Origin of the sequence: Meridianimarinicoccus aquatilis (genome assembly GCF_004358675.1) — a bacterium.
Taxonomy (GTDB): domain Bacteria; phylum Pseudomonadota; class Alphaproteobacteria; order Rhodobacterales; family Rhodobacteraceae; genus Meridianimarinicoccus; species Meridianimarinicoccus aquatilis.
Genome location: NZ_SMZO01000017.1, coordinates 46,513 through 64,758, shown reverse-complemented (window position 1 = coordinate 64,758; position 18,246 = coordinate 46,513). Strand labels below are relative to the sequence as shown.

Genomic DNA, 18,246 nt, shown 5'->3' with positions numbered 1-18,246 from the left:
TTACCACTCTATCCAGATTGCCGCTTTTGTCCCCACGGCGTCGGTCCCATTTAGCCCCCAGATCGCGCTGGTTTCCAAGGATACGCCGTCCCACAAATGGATGGCAACGCCCGGAACCAATTTGGCGAATGGCGCTGCGTTCGGGTACTCGCCGGTTTGCAGTTGTAGAAAATAGGTATACCGCCCTTCCGGGCTCAGCCCGGCCATGGCGTCGAGTTTGACAGCGTGCCCGCCGGTTTTGCGGCGTAATTCTATTGATGCGTCAAGCGACAGCCATCCTGGGCCGAGCGGTCCATCAAAGCCCATACCCCATGCGGCGGCTGGGCGCACAATCAGTTCCTGCACCATTTTTTCCAGACCGTAGTACAAGCCGCTTTGTTCATAGCTACGGGCACCGATACCAAGTTGTACCGCGAATTGATGCCGTGCGCCCGGCGCAGCCAAGGCATAGCGCATGAAAGCTACGCCTGACCATGTCGGCCGTTGTGGCCAATCCGTTGCGTCTTCTTCGCCGGTGGTGCGGGGTAGGCTGATAAATTGGGACATGAGCTGTCTGCCGGCCCACGCGCCATTGTCCGCGTCGTCTTGCCCGGCGTCGACTCCAAGGGTCAGGCGCGGGGCGACACCAAACTCTGCGTACAGCGATCTGTAGCCGGTGAAATCAGGGCTTGGGTCATTCTGCAGCCCCTGCGTACTAAGGGCGCTCCGCGTCGTGGCAACTTCGAACCCAAGGGAAACGAACCCGCTTCCCGGGTCGCGAGACCACGCACCGGCGGACGCCTGCGACATGCACAGACACAGTACAATTGCCTGCAACCAGACCCGCATGAATGCCCCTTTCGGGGATATGCTGTCTTTGAACGGTTAACGCACCGTTAAAGCCTCGGTTGCGATCACGCGTGCAGGCTTCGTGCTTGACGTTTCTGTGATCGCGGGCGCAGGTTTGGGAAGGAGGACACAATATGCAAATCACCGAAACCTCTCCGCATCAGACCGTCATCACCACGTTTGAGGTCACGCCCGGTACCTGTCAGGATCTAATCGATGACTTGCGAGATGCCTATGACAGCTTCATTTCCAAGCAGCCCGGCTTTGTTGCGGCAGCTTTGCATGTGAACGATGCGCAGACTCGTATTGCCAACTATAGCCAATGGGAACGGCGCGAGGATTTTCAAGCGATGCTGCGCAGCGATGAAATGCGGATCCGAAACCGCCGGATCAACACCCTGTGCCGCAGCTTCGAGCCTGTGATGTACGATGTTGCGCACACGCTCGGCTAGGTCTTTCGCGAATTCCGAACAGCGGGTTGTTCTGCGAACAGCTCGCTGCGCATATTGAGCATGCGATCTTCATCCTGTGACAGACACAAGGGGCGCGTGACGGGATGCGCCCCTTGTTTGTGTGGTCTGCCCCGCCTCAGAAACTCATGACGCGAGCGTCAGGTGCGATGATCGCCGTTGCCATAGCGCCGGGTTGGGCCACGCCGATACCATCAAGCAACACAGAGGCGTCTGCCCCTTTGCCAGGCAGATAGATCGCGCAGACTTCCACCTTGGCCCCTGGTTCCGCCATAATGGCTTGCATCAGCTTTTGCGGGCTCATGTCTTTTGGTGGCTGGCCCTCGGTGGCCGAAGCAGGGGCGTCCTTCAGGGCCAAATCCCCTGCGGGGCCACACAGAAGCATGTGAGGCGTGGCGCCCTGTTTTGCAGCCTGAAAGGACAAAACCATTGCCATCAGTTGGGTTTGTGGCTCTGGTGCAGTGAGAATGGTCACCAGCTTTGCCGGGTCTTCAGCCCGTGCAGAGGTCACACCAAGGGCGCTCGCAGCCAGCACCGCCGCGGTCAAGAAACGTTTCATTCTATTTCCTTTTTCTGGGTTGAGGTTATCCGGGTCGGCAGATTTGCCCACGGCGGATGGCAAGGCTGGTGCGCAGCACAAGCCCCATGATGATGGCAGTCAGTAAAGCTACGACGCCGATGCCTGACACTGTGTGCGCGGCAGAATCCGCAAGCGCACCATAGGTCAGTGTGGCAATGCTCAGTGCGGCAACCGGAAAGCTGAGAGCCCACCAAGAGATCGCAAAGGGCAGTCGGGCGAGGCTGGGAACTTGGGTCAGCACCAAGGCTGCGAAGGTCAACGTGATCCCGAAAAGCACGCGGGCCATAGGATCCAACACGCCGCCATTCAAGTTAAGCCAACTTGTGAATGCAACGGCCGGCGGGGCGATGAGAATGGCAAGCGTCGGGTAAAGCCGCCCCGGCAATGGATCGTGAAAGATCAATCTGTTCATCACAAGCGTCAGCAGAACGATCCAGAACAGCAGACCTGCCGAAAAGAACAACCATGAAGTTTCAACAAAGCCCAGTTGCACCCCTGCCAGCGGAACAACCACATTGCCCACGGCCGGAATGAACCAGGCAGGTGAGATGTGCATCGGCTGAAAGCTGCGTTTCCCAATCCACCCGGATAGAACCGCAAGGGTCAGTACGCCTTGGGCTGCGGTGCCCGCCACCCATAGCCAAAGCGCAACTGGTGGCAGGACCGAGACGAGCGCTGTTGCAAGAAGCAGCATAGAGATCGAGATGGCCGGAAAGAACGCCAACGTGACCGGGTGGTGCCACTCCGCCTTTACCGCGGCGGAATGACGCCAAACCTTGACCCCGAACAGGCTGGCGATCAGCACGAAGACAAGTGTCGCAAGCACCACTGCTCCAAGGCTGGCCAGATGCCCTGTATTGAGCACCGTTTCCGCCTTGTGAAGGGCCAACGCAAACCCCGCGAGCCCCATCGCCGAGGCGAAGAAAGTCACTGGAAAATGTGCAAGCCTGGTGTCGTCTGTCGGTGTCTGCACCTGGGTAAGCATATCGGTCATTGTCTTGTCCTTTTGCCGGCCCCTGATCTCAGGGGCGGCGCGTCAGGTGTTTCCCTGACTTTCTGTGTCTTCGGCATCCCTGACGAGATGCGCGTCTTCCTTCATTTCCAGCCAGATCGCGTTCAGAACGGCGAACATAGCGGCCAGCGGCAGGCCAAGCAGCCAAGCAAAATACCACATCGTGTTGTCCTTCCTCAGTAGAGGCTATGAGAGTTGCCGTTTACGTCGTCTTCGGTGACCTTGCCCCAGAGCACTTTATAAACCCAAGCGGTGTAGAGCAGGATCAGGGGCATGAAGATCGCGGTCGCGACCAACATCACAAAGAGGGTCAAGTGCGATGAAGAGGCGTCCCAAACGGTGAGTGAGCTTGTCGGATCGACGGTTGACGGCAGGATGAATGGGAACATCGTCAAGCCAACAGAGGCGATGATCCCGGCAATTGCCATCTTGGACCAAAGCAGCGTCGACACCTCGCGTCCTGCTTGCAGGCCGCGCACGGCAAGGCCGATCCCGGCGAAGCCCATCACGGGTGCAAAGATGATCCAGGGCCTTTCCAGATATGCGCTCAGCCATGTGCCGCCGCGCGCGACTTCGCTGTAGAGTGGGTTGGAAGGCCCATCGCGTACAACATCGCCAGTCAGGGAAAAACCATCAATCCCGAACGCCATCCAAAGGCCGGCCAGGGCATACCCGCCCGCCGCGACCATGCCAGCGCGGACACCTATGGTGCGTGCCCGCTCCGCGACCGGGCCTTCTGCTTTCAGGCTGAGCCATGCCGCGCCGTGCATCACCAGCATCGAGAGGGACACGACACCGGCAAGCAGGGCAAAGGGACGAAGAAGCCCAAGGAATTTGCCGTAATACGTGCCGTCATACATCGGCATCAAATCAGGCGTCAGATGAAAGGGGACGCCAAGCAGCACGTTGCCCACGGCCACCCCGAACAACAACGCCGGTGCTGCGCCGCCAACGAACAAGGCCCAGTCCCAAGTTGAACGCCAGCGTGGATCGTCGCGCTTGGACCGGTATTTGAAGGCCACCGGGCGCAGGATCAACGCGGACAGCACTGCAAACATTGCAAGATAGAACCCGGAAAAGGAGACGGCGTAAAGCGGCGGCCAAGCGGCAAAGATCGCACCGCCCCCAAGGATGAACCAGACTTGGTTGCCTTCCCAGACCGGGCCGACCGTGTTGATCGCCACCCGGCGTTCCACGTCGGTCTTTGCCACGAAGGGCAACAGCGCACCAACGCCCATGTCGAACCCGTCGGTCAGGGCAAAGCCGATCAGCAAGACGCCCAAAAGCGCCCACCAGATTACGCGTAAGATTTCATAGTCTATCAAAGTGTGCAGGATCATAACTGTTACTCCGCAGGGGTTGCGGTAGGTGCAAAGGGGCCCTTGCCGTCATGGGTGCGCAAACGGTGTTCGTGTCGAGCCGCCCAGATTTCTGTTTCTTCCACGTCCTGAAACGGTCCTTTGCGGATATATTTCAGCATCAAACCCATCTCGACGATGAAGAGGATCGTGTAGAAAACCATGAACCCGGCCAGCGTGATCAGAAGGTCGCCCACGCTGAGGTGGCTGGCCGAAAGTGCCGTTGGCAGAACGCCATCCACCGTCCAGGGTTGGCGTCCGAATTCGGACACGAACCAGCCCAGTTCGGCCGCGATCCAGGGGGCAGGAATAACCGCAACCGCCCCGTAAAGTGCCCAACGGGGGAACTGCATGCCCCGGAAGCTGGCGCGATAGAAGAAGTAGGCCATGATGGCGATGAACGAAAAACCAAGGCCGACCATCAAACGGAACGACCAGAACAAGGGGGCGACGCCGGGGATGGTGTCGTTCGCGGCCAACGCGATTTGCTCTTCGGTCGCGTCACGTGGATCATCGACATAGCGCTTTAGCAGGAAGGCAAAACCAAGGTCGCCCGAGTTCTGTTCAAATGCGGCGCGAACCTCTGGCTGCGTTGCCTCCCGGTTTTCGCGAATGGTCATCAGAGCATCGTAGGCGATCAGCCCTGTACGGATCTTGTCTTCGGCCTCTGCGACCAGATCGTTGATGCCAGGAATTTCGGTGGTCAAAGACCGTGTCCCGATCAAGCCCATGACCCAAGGCAGTTCAACCGCGTAATGCGTCTCGCGGGCCTCTTGGTCGGGAAAGCCGATGGCGGTGAACGGTGCGGGGGCCGGGTGGGTTTCCCACATGGCCTCGATCGCGGCGAGTTTCATCTTTTGTGTGTGGCTGGCCGAGTAGCCACTTTCATCGCCAAGAACGACTACGGACAGCGCAGAAGCGAGGCCAAAGGCGGAGGCGACGGCAATCGACCGGCGCGCCAAATCAACATGGCGGTTCTTAAGCAGATACCAAGCCGACACACCCAGCACGAAGACGGATGCGGTGACATAGCCGGCGGAAACAGTGTGAACGAACTTTGCCTGCCCAACTTCGTTGAAGATGACCTCAAAGAAGCTGGTCATTTCCATGCGCATGGTGTCGGGGTTGAACTCTGCCCCAACCGGATTTTGCATCCAGCCATTGGCGATCAAGATCCACAGGGCCGAAAAGTTGGACCCAAGTGCCACAAGCCAAGCCACTGCAAGGTGCGCGTGTTTCGAAAGCCTGTCCCACCCGAAGAAGAACAGACCGACAAATGTGGCTTCGAGGAAGAAGGCCATTAGCCCTTCGATCGCCAGCGGCGCGCCGAAAATGTCGCCCACATAGTGCGAATAATAGGCCCAGTTCATGCCGAACTGGAATTCCATCGTGATGCCGGTGGCAACGCCGAGAACAAAGTTGATCCCGAAGAGTGTGCCCCAGAATTTTGTCATTTGCCGCCATATCGGGCGGTTGGTCATGACATATACCGTTTCCATGATCGCCACGAGGATCGACAGACCCAGCGTCAGCGGCACGAAAAGGAAGTGGTACATGGCCGTCATCGCAAATTGCAGGCGTGACAGCTCGACAATATCGAGCTCCATGATTGATATCTCCTATCGAAACTGCCGGGGGAGCGCCCCCGCAAAAAAACGTGACACGTGAAGCTAACTTAAAGACTTAGCTTTATGTATGTCCTAGCATCTGTCCTGGAGAAGGGAATTGATCTAGGTCAAATATATTCTGTTTTCGTTATGTGTCTTTTCACGGAAATGGTTCGTGTCGCAAATTCCGTTTCGGCCGGACGGTGGGCAGCCATCAGTATTGCGCATTCCGGCAAGGCCTTCTTCAGACCGGCCAATACGTCACGCGCAAGGGCATCATCCAGCCCTTCGGTCGGCTCGTCCAGCAACAGCACTTTGGGGGCGCGGAGGACGGCACGGGCGAGGGCGAGGCGGCGTGCCTCACCACCAGAAAGGCCGGACCCCGCTTCGCCAAGCACACCGTCCAACCCGCCGACCCGTGCTATGACGTCTGTCATGCACACTGTTTGTAGGGCTGCCCAAGCAGCCCCGTCGGTCAACGTATCCACTGACAGCGCAAGGTTCTCACGGACGGTTCCGCCGATCAAAGACGTGCGTTGTGGAACGAGGGTTAGACAGTCTCGCAGTTGCGTTTCGGGCCAGTCGGACAGCGGGATCCCAGCCAATATAACTTGCCCTGACAAGGGATTGGTCAGTCCTGCCAGCGCATCCAGCAATGTGCTCTTGCCGTGACCACTTGGGCCAGCCAGGGCAACTACATCACCAGGATGGAGGGTAAGGGACAGGGGGGCGCTTACGGCAACCTGCCTGCCGGGGCGCGCAACGGTCAGGTCGGTCACGGTGAGGCCACGTGACGTATCGGGCGTGATTGGTGACAACGCGGTCGGATGTCCGGTGGTGCCGTCCCGCAGCAACCGGCGCGCCGCGCTGTGCATGCGCCCCAGATCGGCCAGTCCGCGCCTGAGCGGCAATACTGTTTCTGCCAGCGCCAAGGCAACAAAGACACCGATCGCCGCAGTGGCCGCATCAATAGTGCCTGCCCGAACTGCCAGTTGACCCAAGGCAAGCGCCGCCGCTGTGCAGAGTGTTACCACCAGCGACAGCCTTAGGGCGGTGCGTTCGTCGATCCGGCTCAGGTGTCGCTCGGCACTTGTGGCCTGTGCCTCGGCGGCGTCGATTTCTATCCGGGTTTTGGGAAGCAAGCCTTGCACAATCACGTCGCGCCGCCCACGAAGCAGCCCAATCACGTCATGGCGGAGCGTTTGCCGTGCTGTTTCAGCTTCGACCGACGGGGCCACTGCTGACTTTGCAGCGCGCCACAACACCAGCCCACTGCCCACCAAATACCCGACGGAAAGCGATAGCGCGATCTGCGCACCTGCCAGCCACCAGATCAGTGCAAGTGCCCCCAGATGCGTCAACAGACCCGCGATCACCGGCAACACGAGGCGAAGCAAAAGACCGTCCAGCGCATCAACATCGGCGATGATGCGGTTCAACCCTGCGCCGCTGCGAAGTTGGCGCAACGATGCGATGGGGCGCTGTTCAAGCTGTTCAAGCACGGCAAGCCGCAGGCTTGCGAGCGCGCGCAGTGTCGTGTCATGGGTCAGCAGCCGTTCGGCATAGCGTGCCCCGGCCCGGCCGAGTGCAAGGAACCGCACACCGGCACTTGGGCGAAAGACGTCAAAGGCAATGCCAACCCCGGCAATTCCGGCTGCGCCGGCGGCCGTGATGAACCAGCCTGACAGGCCCAGAAGCGCCGTGCCCATCACAAGAACGGCAAGCGCTGCGGCGGCCCCGCGCCACATTGCCCAAGGGCCTGCGCGCCACATCAGGCGCGTTATGTGCCATAGCGGTCTCATGAATCTGGCCCTGACAGGGAAACCACCCGATCCATCGCAGCGATCAAATTGGGATCGTGGCTGGCCACAATCACGGTCGCGCCGGCCGATTGCGCACGGCGCAGCGCCGCAATGATGCGGGCCGCCGTGTCAGTGTCGAGATCAGCGGTGGGTTCATCGGCTATTATGATGTCAGCGCCAGAGAATAGAGCGCGCGCCAAGAGGAGCCTGCGTGCTTCGCCGCCCGAGACACCAGCGCCGGTTTCACCGAGGCGTGTGTCAAGACCGTCGGGTAGGGCCGCGACCACATCGGTGGCGTCAGCGCGCGATAAAGCGTCGGCCAGATTTGCGCCGGTTCCATGCGGGTCCAAGATGTCGTGCAATGCTGCGTCTGGCATATGCAGCCGCTGGGGCACCATCGCTATCCGTGCCCGCCACGCATCTGCATGGGCATCATCCAACGGGACACCCTGTACGGAAATGTGCCCCGAGCTTAGCGGCAAAAGGCCCGCCAATGCGTCAAGGGCGGTCGACTTCCCCGCGCCACTGGGCCCGGTCAATGCAAGGCTCTGGCCGGGGCCGAGGTCGATGTCGGGCAATGCAATGTGCCGCGCGCCGCGTAAAACTTGCGCTTCGCGAACTCGGATCATGACGGGGCCGTCCAATGGCGTCACCCGTCCACCCGCACCAAGGATTGCGGCAGTTTCATCCCCGGCGGCGTTTTCAAGATCATCACGGACAGCGTCGGCGGCGGCCTTGTCGTGCCATGCGGCGGCAAGATCGCGCAGCGGTTGAAAGAACTCTGGCACCAAGAGCAGAATGAATATCCCTGTTGCAGGGGTCATTGTGCCCCGCCATGTTCCAAAGTTGATTTCGCCCAGCAGCGTAAAGCCGACATACACGGCCACCATCGCCATCCCGATCGCCGCGAATAGTTCGAGTACGGTGGAGGACAGGAATGCGATCCGCAGCACCGCCATTGTTCGCTCGCGAAGGCTATCGACGTGTACTGCGAAAGCCCGGCGCGACCTGTCGAACCCACCCAACAGCCGGATGTCGGGCAGGGCGGCGATATGATCGACCAGCACGCGGTTGACGGCTCCGATCTCGACCATCTGCTTGGCGGATGCGTCGCGCGCAGCCATGCCAACAAGGGCCATGAAGACAGGGATCAATGGGCCTGTGACCAGTAAAATTGCGGCCGCTGCCCAGGATTGTGACAGAACGACCAGCAGCAGAACAATGGGAACAACCTTCACGCGGGCAAAGGCGATCCGGTAGCGCGAAATGTCTGGTGCGAGCAGCGGGATCTTGTCGGTCACCATTGCCGCGACTTCTGCAGAGGATAAGGTGGAATTTGGTCTAGGGGCTTCGCGGTCCAAAAGGCGGCGACGTGTCAGGCTGACGACTTGTTGGCCCAGATCAAATGCGATCCGTCCGGCACGAGCTGACAAAATCGCCCGCAGTGACCCTGCTGACACAAAAAGCGTGACCCACAGAACTGGCTGCGCGACGCCGCCATCCAGCCACCCTGCGATCAGAATGGCGATCGATGCGGCTTGGGCGAGCCACAGGAGATCTGCCGCAATCGCAAGTGCCTTTGCCCGGGCAAGGGCGCGGCGCTGCTCAGGCACCAGATCGATTTTGGCAGCCATCCCTTGGCTCCTGAAGTTTTCATCCGCTTTGCTGATGTATTCTAGTTTATGAAGGTGATCCTTGTGTCAAATTGACCGCCATGGATACAGGTTTAGAGGTTCAGCTTACCGCGCTTTTTCCGATGACAAACCGCGCGACTATGAAACTTGTCTGGTCGGGCCACATGCCTGCGCGCGCTCAAGGCCAAAGTTCCCGGCAATAGAAAGGGGCGCACGAGTTAGGTGCGCCCCTCATATCCACTGTAAAGCCGCGTGCAACTTATTCAGCTGCGTCCTGATAGCTGTCAAGCGGCGGGCAGGTGCAGACGAGGTGGCGATCCCCATAGACGTTATCCACCCGGCCAACCGGCGGCCAATACTTGTCGACCCGGAACGCACCAACCGGGAAGCACCCCGACTCGCGGCTATAGGGCCGATCCCATTCCGCAATCAGATCGGACGTCGTGTGCGGCGCGTTCTTGAGCGGGTTGTTATCTTTGTCCATCTCGCCTGCGGCAATGGCATCGATTTCGTCCCGGATCGCAAGCATGGCATCGCAAAAGCGGTCCAGCTCTGCCTTGGTTTCGCTTTCTGTCGGCTCCACCATCAAGGTGCCGCTGACCGGCCAGCTCATTGTCGGGGCGTGGAACCCATGATCAATGAGCCGTTTTGCGATGTCGTCCACGGTGACGCCGTGTTGGGCAAAGGGTCGAGTGTCGAGGATGCATTCATGGGCCACGCGCCCATTGTCGCCCTTGAAGAGAATTGGAAAGGCCCCGTCCAGCCGCTTTGCGATGTAGTTGGCGTTCAGGATCGCCACCTTGGTGGCCTGCGTCAGCCCATCCCCGCCCATCATCAGACAATATGCCCAACTGATCGGAAGGATCGAAGGCGACCCGAAGGGCGCGCCGCTGACCGGCCCGGCTTCGCCGCCGGTAAACGGATGGCCGGGCAAATGGGGGGCAAGATGCGCGCGCACACCGATTGGGCCCATGCCCGGTCCGCCGCCGCCGTGTGGAATGCAGAACGTCTTGTGCAGGTTCAGGTGGCTGACATCGGCCCCAATCTTGCCGGGTTGGCTTAGGCCAACCATGGCATTCAGGTTGGCCCCGTCCAGATAGACCTGCCCGCCAAAGCTGTGCGTGATCTCGCAAACTTCGCGCACCGTGCGTTCAAACACTCCGTGCGTTGAGGGATAGGTGATCATGCAGGCCGCCAGACGGTCGCCGGCAGCTTCGGCTTTCTTGCGGAAGTCGGCCACGTCAATGTCACCGCGTTCGGTGCAACCGACGACCACCACTTGCATGCCTGCCATCTGTGCCGACGCGGGGTTGGTGCCATGCGCGTTGACTGGGATCAGGCAGATCGTCCGCTCATGATCGCCATTGGATCGGTGATAGGAGGCGATAGTCAACAGGCCGGCATATTCGCCCTGTGCGCCGGAATTGGGCTGCATCGACATGGCGTCATAGCCTGTGATCTTGCACAATGTATCGGACAGATCCGAAATCATCTGATGGTAGCCTTGGACCTGATCGTCTGGCGCAAAGGGATGGATGCGCGCAAATTCGGGCCAACTGACTGGCATCATTTCTGCTGCCGAGTTCAGTTTCATCGTGCACGAGCCAAGCGGGATCATTGCCCGGTCCAAGGCGAGATCCCGGTCAGACAAGCGGCGCATGTAACGCATCATTTCTGTCTCGGCCCGGTTCATGTGGAACACCGGGTGGGTCATATAGTCGGTGGTCCGCAACAGGGCGTCGGGTATGGAATAATGCGCCGTAAAGTCGTCATCGCTGCGGGTGATGCCAAAGGCACGCCACACGGCTTCGATCGTTTCTGTGCGGGTGCATTCGTCCAGCGCGATACCGATCCGGTTGTCGCCGACCGGGCGCAGGTTAAGCCCTTCGGCCACAGCGGATTTCAGAAGAACGCCCTGCATCGGCCCGACATTGACTGTGATCGTGTCGAAAAAGGCGTCTTGCTCGACCGAAAACCCAGCATCAGTCAGGCCGCGCGCAAGGCGCACGGTTTTGCGGTGCACACGTTCGGCAATGGCGCGCAGTCCTTTGGGGCCGTGAAAAACCCCGTAAAACGATGACATGACCGCCAGCAAGGCTTGTGCCGTACACACGTTCGACGTGGCCTTTTCGCGGCGGATATGTTGCTCGCGTGTTTGCAGCGATAGCCTGTAGGCCGGGGTGCCATGGCTATCGACCGAGACGCCGACGATGCGGCCGGGAAGGGACCGCTTATAGGCATCCTTGCACGCCAGATAGGCAGCATGCGGTCCGCCAAATCCCAGTGGCACGCCAAAGCGCTGCATGGATCCGACAGCAATATCCGCCCCCATCGCGCCCGGCTCTTTGAGCAGTGTCAGGGCCAGAGGATCAGCAATGACAATACCCAAGGCCTTGTGTTCGTGCAGGGCAGCGATTGGCGCGGTGAAGTCTTGCAGCGCGCCGTAAGTGCCGGGATACTGGAAAATCGCCCCAAAGACGGCGGCCGGGTCCAGATCCTCAGGTGCGCCGACGATGACGCTCAGGCCAAGCGGTTCGGCACGGGTGCGGATCAACGCAATATTCTGCGGGTGACAGTTTTCGTCCACGAAGAAGGCCGTGGCTTTGGACTTCGCGCCGCGCTGCGCCATCGTCATCGCTTCGGCACAGGCGGTTGCTTCGTCCAGCAGCGATGCGTTTGCAACATCCAGCCCGGTCAGATCGCAAACCATGGTTTGGAAGTTCAGCAACGCTTCAAGCCGCCCTTGGCTGATTTCAGGCTGATATGGCGTGTACGACGTGTACCACGCCGGGTTTTCGAAAACATTGCGCTGGATCGCCGGCGGCGTGATCGTGTCGTGATACCCCATCCCGATCAGCGATGTCAGAACCTTGTTGCGACCTGCAACCTTGCGCATGTGCAAAAGCAATTCGCTTTCCGACATGGCTCGGCCAAGTTCCAGCGGCTCGTCCTGTCGAATGTCGTCGGGAACGGTTTCATCTATCAATATGTCGAGGGTCCCCGCACCGACGACGTCCAGCATCTGGGCCATTTCCTCAGGTGAGGGGCCGATGTGGCGCCTGTTGGCGAAATCGTAGGGAAGGTAGTCGGTGGGGGTGAAGGGCATGCAGTTTGCTCCTTAGCCGATATACTTGTTGTATGCGGTTTCATCCATCATGTCGTCCATTTGAGACGGATCTGACGGTTTGATCTTGAAGAACCAAGCCTCGCCCTGGGCGTCGTCGTTGACCATCGCAGGATTCTCGACCAGCACTTCGTTGACCTCGACAATCTCGCCATCGATGGGGGCTAAAATGTCGGATGCGGCTTTGACCGATTCAATGACAACAATCTCGTCGTCTTTGCTGACAGTCGTTCCCACATCGGGCAATTCCACAAACACCAAGTCGCCAAGCTGTGTGGCGGCGTGTTCCGTGATGCCTACGACCATGACGTCGTCTTCGGCGCGCAGCCATTCATGTTCTTCAGTGTATTTCATGCCATTTCTCCGGTGTCTGGCGGTGGTCAGCGTTTGAATTGGGCGGGACGGAACGGCAGTGCGGCGACGGTTGCGGGCAGTCGTTTGCCGCGAACCTCGCCATACAGCACCGTGCCTTTTTGTGCGTGTTCCGATGCGACATAGGCCATCGACATGGGGGCTTCGATCCACGGACCATAGGCTCCGGACGTCACCGTCCCGATGGCAGTCTGCGATGTCTCGTCGGCGAAGATTTCTGTACCTGCACGCATGGGCGCGCGGCCATCTGGCAAAAGGCCCACTCGCTTGCGCGACGCGCCCTCGGACATCTGGCGCAGGATGGTGTCATGGCCGGGAAAGCCGCCCTCGCGTGCGCCGCCCAGACGGCGCGCCTTTTGAATGGCCCAAGTCAGACCCGCCTCGACGGGGGTGGTGGTGGTGTCCAGATCAGACCCGTACAGGCACAAACCGGCTTCAAGCCTCAGGCTGTCACGGGCCCCAAGGCCAATCGGGGCGACATTGACATCTGCAAGCAAGGCGCGCGCCAAGTCCTCGGCACGGTTGGCCTTGACCGAAATTTCAAACCCGTCCTCGCCGGTATAGCCAGAGCGCGAAATCCATAGTGGGCCGAAATCGCTTGGCACGGTGATCACGTCCATGAAATTCATGTTGGGCGCATCGTGCACAATCGGCAACAAGGCGGCTTCGGCGGCGGGACCCTGAAGCGCGATCAAGGCGCGGTCGGTGACAGGAACCACTTCGCACGTGTCTGAAAGCTTGTCTGTCATCCGGGCAATATCGGCGTCTTTGCAAGCGGCATTGACGACGACGAACAAATGATCGCCACGGTTGGCGACCATCAGATCGTCCTCGATCCCGCCAGCATCATTCGTGAACAGGGCATAGCGTTGCCGCCCTTCGGAAAGCCCGAGAATATCAACGGGAACGAGCGTTTCCATCGCAAGCGCGGCATCTTTGATGGCGCCTGTGCGCGGTACGATCAGGACTTGCCCCATATGGCTGACATCGAACAAGCCTGCTTGCCCACGGCAATGCTGGTGTTCCCGCAATACGCCCATCGGGTACTGCACCGGCATGTCGTAACCGGCAAACTCGGTCATCTTCGCACCAAGCTCCGCATGCAATGCATGCAACGGGGTCCGCTTCAGGTCGGGCATATCGCCTCCGTCGTTGGCCGGATGGCACCGGCATCAAAAGGGGTGGCCAGACCACCCGTTGATGCCCCCTCTGTCCGTGCGCCTGAGATCATTATCCCTTCGGCGGGTGCATGCGCACCACTCTCCAGAGTGTTATCTTCCGCGGCGGTCCGTTTGCCTGAGAGTTTACCGGGGCGGTTGCTCCTTCGGCACCGGGTTTTCACCGGATTCTCCCGTCGCTCCCAAAGTGCTAGCGCAGGCTTGGGGGCCGGGCAAGCGCCTTGCGCATGCGAAGCGGAAAATCTGCATGTATTTTGCAAAGAAGCTGGATGGTGACCGGGCTCGTTTCCGTTTTGGCGAGAAAATGGGTCTGTTCAGCACTGGTGGGCAGACGCCCGTCCCAATGGGCTGGACATAGGTGGCACAAAGCCGTTTCAGCCAGTTAAACTACCGAACGTCGTTCTCTTTCGCCAAGTGCGGCTGGATTACTGGGCCAGCCTATTATATTGCCCGACACAAAGTGCGCGACGTGGGTTTTGCCCGCAACGCAAGAAGCAAGGAAATTTCATGACCAAGGCGACTGATCTACAGCGGAACGCCGCGCAGCGCATTCTGGTTCTCGACGGTGCGATGGGCACTATGATCCAGACCCACAAACCCGGCGAAGAGGTCTATCGGGGGGCGCGGTTCGCGGATCACCCGCAAGATGTGGGCGGGAACAACGAGCTTTTGACGCTGACCCAGCCCGGCATGATTCGGGACATACACGTTGCCTTTCTCAAAGCTGGCGCTGACATTCTGTGCACCAACACTTTTGGGGCCAATGCGATCAGCCAAGCCGATTACGGCATGGCGAACTTATCCTATGAGATGAACGTTGAGTCGGTGAAATTGGCGCGCGCGGCAATCAAAGAGGCGGCGTTGGATCGTCCTGCTTGGGTCGCCGGTGCAATCGGGCCGACCAACCAGACCGCTTCGATCAGTCCGGACGTCAACAACCCCGGTTATCGCGGCGTGACTTTCGATCAGTTGGCAGAGGCGTATGGCGAAGCGGCTCGCGGTCTGATCGACGGCGGGGCGGACCTTATCCTGATCGAAACGATTTTTGACACGCTCAATGCCAAAGCTGCGGTCTATGCCGTCGAATCGCTTCGGGATGCTGGTGTTGACGTGCCGCCGGTCATGATCTCGGGCACGATAACGGATTTGTCCGGCCGAACCCTCACAGGGCAAACGCCCGAGGCCTTTTGGGCCTCCATGTCCCATGCGCGGCCGTTTTCGGTTGGTCTGAACTGCGCGTTGGGCGCTGCGGAAATGCGCCAGCATATCCGGACACTGTCTGGTGTGGCAGATACTCTGATCAGCGCTTACCCGAACGCGGGTCTGCCCAACGATATGGGCGGCTATGACGAAACCCCGCGCGAGACATCCGATCACATAGCTGAATGGGCTGATGCGGGTCTTGTGAACATTGTCGGCGGGTGCTGCGGCACAACGCCGGCTCACATAGCGGCGATCGCCAAAGCTGTCGCCGGAAAGACCCCGCGCGTCGTTCCGCCCAAGGTGCGGCACATGCGTTTGTCCGGACTGGAGATGTTTGATGTGCCCGGTCCTGATGCCGGGTCCGATCTGGAGGGCGCGGCATGAGTGGTATCACGCGCTTCATAAACGTTGGCGAACGCACCAATGTCACGGGATCGGCGAAATTCAAGAAGCTGATCATGGCGGATGACTATGCCGCCGCACTGGACGTTGCCCGCGATCAAGTCGAGAATGGCGCACAGATTATCGATGTGAACATGGACGAGGGGTTGCTCGACAGCACCTATGCCATGACAACTTTCCTCAATCTGATTGCATCCGAGCCTGATATCAGCCGCGTGCCGATCATGATCGACAGTTCCAAGTTCGAGGTGATCGAGGCGGGCCTGAAATGTGTTCAGGGGCGCAGCGTCGTCAATTCCATCTCGCTCAAGGAAGGCGAGGAACCGTTTCTGAAACAGGCCCGCACGATCCGCCGCTATGGTGCGGCCGTGGTGGTCATGGCCTTTGACGAAGGCGGGCAGGCGGAAACAGCGCAGCACAAGTTCGACATTTGCAAACGGTCCTATGACCTGCTGACCGAGCAGGCCGGGTTTGACCCTTGGGACATCATCTTCGATCCGAACATCTTTGCTGTCGCGACGGGCATCGAGGAACACAACGATTATGCCAACGCGTTCTTTGATGCGACCCGCATGATCAAGGAAGCGATGCCCGATTGCCATGTGTCTGGTGGCCTGTCGAACGTGTCGTTCAGCTTTCGTGGCAACAATGCAGTGCGTGAAGCGATGCACTCGGCCTTCTTGTATCACGCCATTCCGCTCGGCCTCGACATGGCGATCGTCAACGCGGGTCAGATCACCGTTTATGACGATATCCCGGACGAGTTGCGCGAGCGCGTCGAAGATGTGCTGTTCAACCGTCGCCCGGATTCCACCGACCGCCTTCTTGAAATTGCGGACAAGTACAAGGGCACTGGCGAGGCGACCAAAAAAGAAGACCCGAAATGGCGTGAAGGCACTGTTGAAGCGCGTCTTTCGCACGCTCTGGTACACGGGATCACTGATTTTGTCGTCGCTGACACCGAAGAATGCCGCCTGAACGCGGACAAGCCGCTCGACGTTATCGAAGGGCCGTTGATGGACGGTATGAATGTCGTCGGCGACCTGTTCGGGGCGGGCAAAATGTTCCTGCCGCAGGTTGTGAAGTCGGCGCGCGTCATGAAAAGCGCGGTGGCCCATCTCTTGCCCTTTATGGAAGAAGAAAAGCGCCTTTCCGGGGACACGTCTGCCAAAGGCAAGGTGCTCATGGCCACGGTCAAGGGCGATGTGCACGACATCGGCAAGAACATCGTTGGCGTCGTCTTGCAGTGCAACAACTATGACGTGGTTGATCTCGGTGTTATGGTTCCGACGGACGATATCCTGAAACGGGCACGCGAAGAAAAGGCCGACATCATCGGGCTGTCAGGTCTGATTACACCGTCGCTGGACCGCATGGTTGATGTGGCTTCCGAGATGGCGCGACAGGGGTTTGACATTCCGTTGCTGATCGGCGGCGCAACAACGTCGAAAAAGCACACGGCGCTGCGTATCGCGACGGAATATGAGCATGGTGTTGTGCATGTTGATGACGCGTCCAAAGCCGTTGGAGTGGTCTCGACGCTGCTCTCAAAGAGCCGTGCGCCAGAGTACCTGCAAAGCGTGCTGAGTGATCAGCAAAAGCTGCGCGACGGGCGGGCTGCGTCAGACGAACGCAAGACTGCGCCAATCGCCGAGGCGCGTGCCAATGCATTTGACGGTGACTGGGCCAATTACCAACCACCCGTGCCGCAGACCCCGGGTCTGACGGTGATTGAGGACATGCCCGTAGCCGACCTCGTGCCCTTCATCGACTGGTCGCCCTTCTTTTGGACATGGGAAATGCGCGCCACCTATCCGGGCATTCTGGATCATCCCCAGATGGGCGAAGCGGCGCGTGAATTGCACGGCAACGCGCTTGCAATGCTGGACCGCATCGTGACCGAGCAGTGGTTCAGCCCGCGCGGCGTTGTCGCGCTTTGGCCCGCCAATAGTGACGGGGACGACATCATCGTCTGGTCTGACGAAGACCGCAAAACCGAAGCGGCGCGGTTCTGTATGTTGCGCCAGCAGGGGGCAAAGTCCAAGGACCGTGCCTCCATGTGCCTGTCCGATTTTGTGGCACCGCAAGGCACGCCCGACTGGGTGGGCGGCTTTGCAGTGAATGCCGGCCCCGAGGTTCACGAGATTGCAGAGAAGTTCAAAGCCGAGGGGAATGATTATGACTCAATCCTCGTACAGGCTTTGGGTGATCGTCTCGCCGAAGCCTTTGCTGAGGCGCTGCATGCCCGTGTTCGCCGCGCCCTTTGGGGGTATGCGCCGGATGAAGCCCTGAGCAACGAGGATTTCATCAGCGAAAAGTATCGTGGCATCCGGCCCGCACCCGGCTATCCGGCCAGCCCGGACCATACGGAAAAGCGCACGCTCTTTGACTTGCTGGATGCCCCGCGACACGCAGGACTGGAACTGACGGAAAGCTGCGCTATGTGGCCAGCGTCGGCTGTGTCGGGGCTGTATTTTGCACATCCCGGCGCTGCGTATTTTGGAATTGGCCGCATAGGCGCGGATCAGGTTTCCGACTACGCAGCGCGCAAGGGTATGGACCTCGCAGAGATGGAGCGTTGGCTCGCACCCAATCTCGGGTACGCACCCGGTAAGAACACCCCGTCGGCGCAAGCAGCCGAGTGATCGGGCCCGGAACGAAACAGTAGGTCTAGGA

The 18,246-nt window shown here is 59.5% G+C and carries 14 protein-coding genes and 1 riboswitch; of the genes, 3 read left to right on the top strand and 11 right to left on the bottom strand.

Annotated features, from left to right (window positions below; genetic code table 11):
* Window positions 1-828, bottom strand: coding sequence for a hypothetical protein (locus E2L05_RS09420; RefSeq protein WP_133342664.1), 828 nt, complete (start codon window positions 826-828; stop codon window positions 1-3).
* A 134-nt stretch (window positions 829-962) separates the two neighbouring features.
* On the opposite strand from E2L05_RS09420, the gene E2L05_RS09415 reads away from it, so the two are divergent.
* Complete coding sequence (locus tag E2L05_RS09415) at window positions 963-1,280, top strand: antibiotic biosynthesis monooxygenase family protein (protein WP_133342663.1); 318 nt, start codon at window positions 963-965, stop codon at window positions 1,278-1,280.
* A 136-nt stretch (window positions 1,281-1,416) separates the two neighbouring features.
* On the opposite strand, the gene E2L05_RS09410 is transcribed toward E2L05_RS09415, so the two are convergent.
* The 10 genes from E2L05_RS09410 to gcvT all read right to left on the bottom strand — a co-directional run bounded on the left by E2L05_RS09410 (window position 1,417) and on the right by gcvT (window position 13,926).
* Window positions 1,417-1,857, bottom strand: a complete 441-nt coding sequence (locus E2L05_RS09410) for a hypothetical protein (RefSeq protein WP_133342662.1) — start codon at window positions 1,855-1,857, stop codon at window positions 1,417-1,419.
* 25 nt (window positions 1,858-1,882) lie between these two features.
* Window positions 1,883-2,872, bottom strand: coding sequence for an SLAC1 anion channel family protein (locus E2L05_RS09405; protein ID WP_243721926.1), 990 nt, complete (start codon window positions 2,870-2,872; stop codon window positions 1,883-1,885).
* Window positions 2,873-2,914: 42 nt separating this feature from the next.
* Entirely contained in the window at window positions 2,915-3,052 is a 138-nt protein-coding gene (cydX, locus tag E2L05_RS09400; protein WP_133342661.1) for a cytochrome bd-I oxidase subunit CydX, read from the bottom strand.
* 14 nt (window positions 3,053-3,066) lie between these two features.
* Window positions 3,067-4,230, bottom strand: a complete 1,164-nt coding sequence (cydB, locus tag E2L05_RS09395; RefSeq protein ID WP_133342660.1) for a cytochrome d ubiquinol oxidase subunit II — start codon at window positions 4,228-4,230, stop codon at window positions 3,067-3,069.
* Window positions 4,231-4,235: 5 nt separating this feature from the next.
* The gene (locus tag E2L05_RS09390; protein WP_133342659.1) at window positions 4,236-5,855 is read right to left on the bottom strand and encodes a cytochrome ubiquinol oxidase subunit I; all 1,620 of its coding nucleotides are present in this window, start codon (window positions 5,853-5,855) and stop codon (window positions 4,236-4,238) included.
* Window positions 5,856-5,983: 128 nt separating this feature from the next.
* Window positions 5,984-7,657: an amino acid ABC transporter ATP-binding/permease protein gene (locus E2L05_RS09385; protein ID WP_133342658.1), complete on the bottom strand. Its 1,674-nt coding sequence runs from the start codon at window positions 7,655-7,657 to the stop codon at window positions 5,984-5,986.
* Window positions 7,654-9,291, bottom strand: a complete 1,638-nt coding sequence (locus E2L05_RS09380; RefSeq protein WP_133342657.1) for an ABC transporter ATP-binding protein/permease — start codon at window positions 9,289-9,291, stop codon at window positions 7,654-7,656. Before E2L05_RS09380 ends, E2L05_RS09385 begins: the two co-directional genes overlap by 4 nt.
* A 259-nt stretch (window positions 9,292-9,550) precedes the next feature.
* A complete protein-coding gene (gene gcvP / locus E2L05_RS09375; protein ID WP_133342656.1) occupies window positions 9,551-12,397 on the bottom strand; it encodes an aminomethyl-transferring glycine dehydrogenase in 2,847 nt (948 codons plus the stop codon).
* 12 nt (window positions 12,398-12,409) lie between these two features.
* The gene (gcvH, locus tag E2L05_RS09370; protein ID WP_133342655.1) at window positions 12,410-12,769 is read right to left on the bottom strand and encodes a glycine cleavage system protein GcvH; all 360 of its coding nucleotides are present in this window, start codon (window positions 12,767-12,769) and stop codon (window positions 12,410-12,412) included.
* 26 nt (window positions 12,770-12,795) lie between these two features.
* Window positions 12,796-13,926, bottom strand: coding sequence for a glycine cleavage system aminomethyltransferase GcvT (gene gcvT / locus E2L05_RS09365; RefSeq protein WP_133342654.1), 1,131 nt, complete (start codon window positions 13,924-13,926; stop codon window positions 12,796-12,798).
* 135 nt (window positions 13,927-14,061) lie between these two features.
* Window positions 14,062-14,151: riboswitch (glycine riboswitch) on the bottom strand.
* Window positions 14,152-14,472: 321 nt separating this feature from the next.
* On the opposite strand from gcvT, the gene E2L05_RS21415 reads away from it, so the two are divergent.
* Both E2L05_RS21415 and metH read left to right on the top strand, forming a co-directional pair.
* Complete coding sequence (locus tag E2L05_RS21415) at window positions 14,473-15,552, top strand: homocysteine S-methyltransferase family protein (RefSeq protein WP_133342653.1); 1,080 nt, start codon at window positions 14,473-14,475, stop codon at window positions 15,550-15,552.
* Complete coding sequence (gene metH, locus E2L05_RS09355) at window positions 15,549-18,215, top strand: methionine synthase (protein ID WP_133342652.1); 2,667 nt, start codon at window positions 15,549-15,551, stop codon at window positions 18,213-18,215. Before E2L05_RS21415 ends, metH begins: the two co-directional genes overlap by 4 nt.
* Window positions 18,216-18,246: the final 31 nt, after the last annotated feature.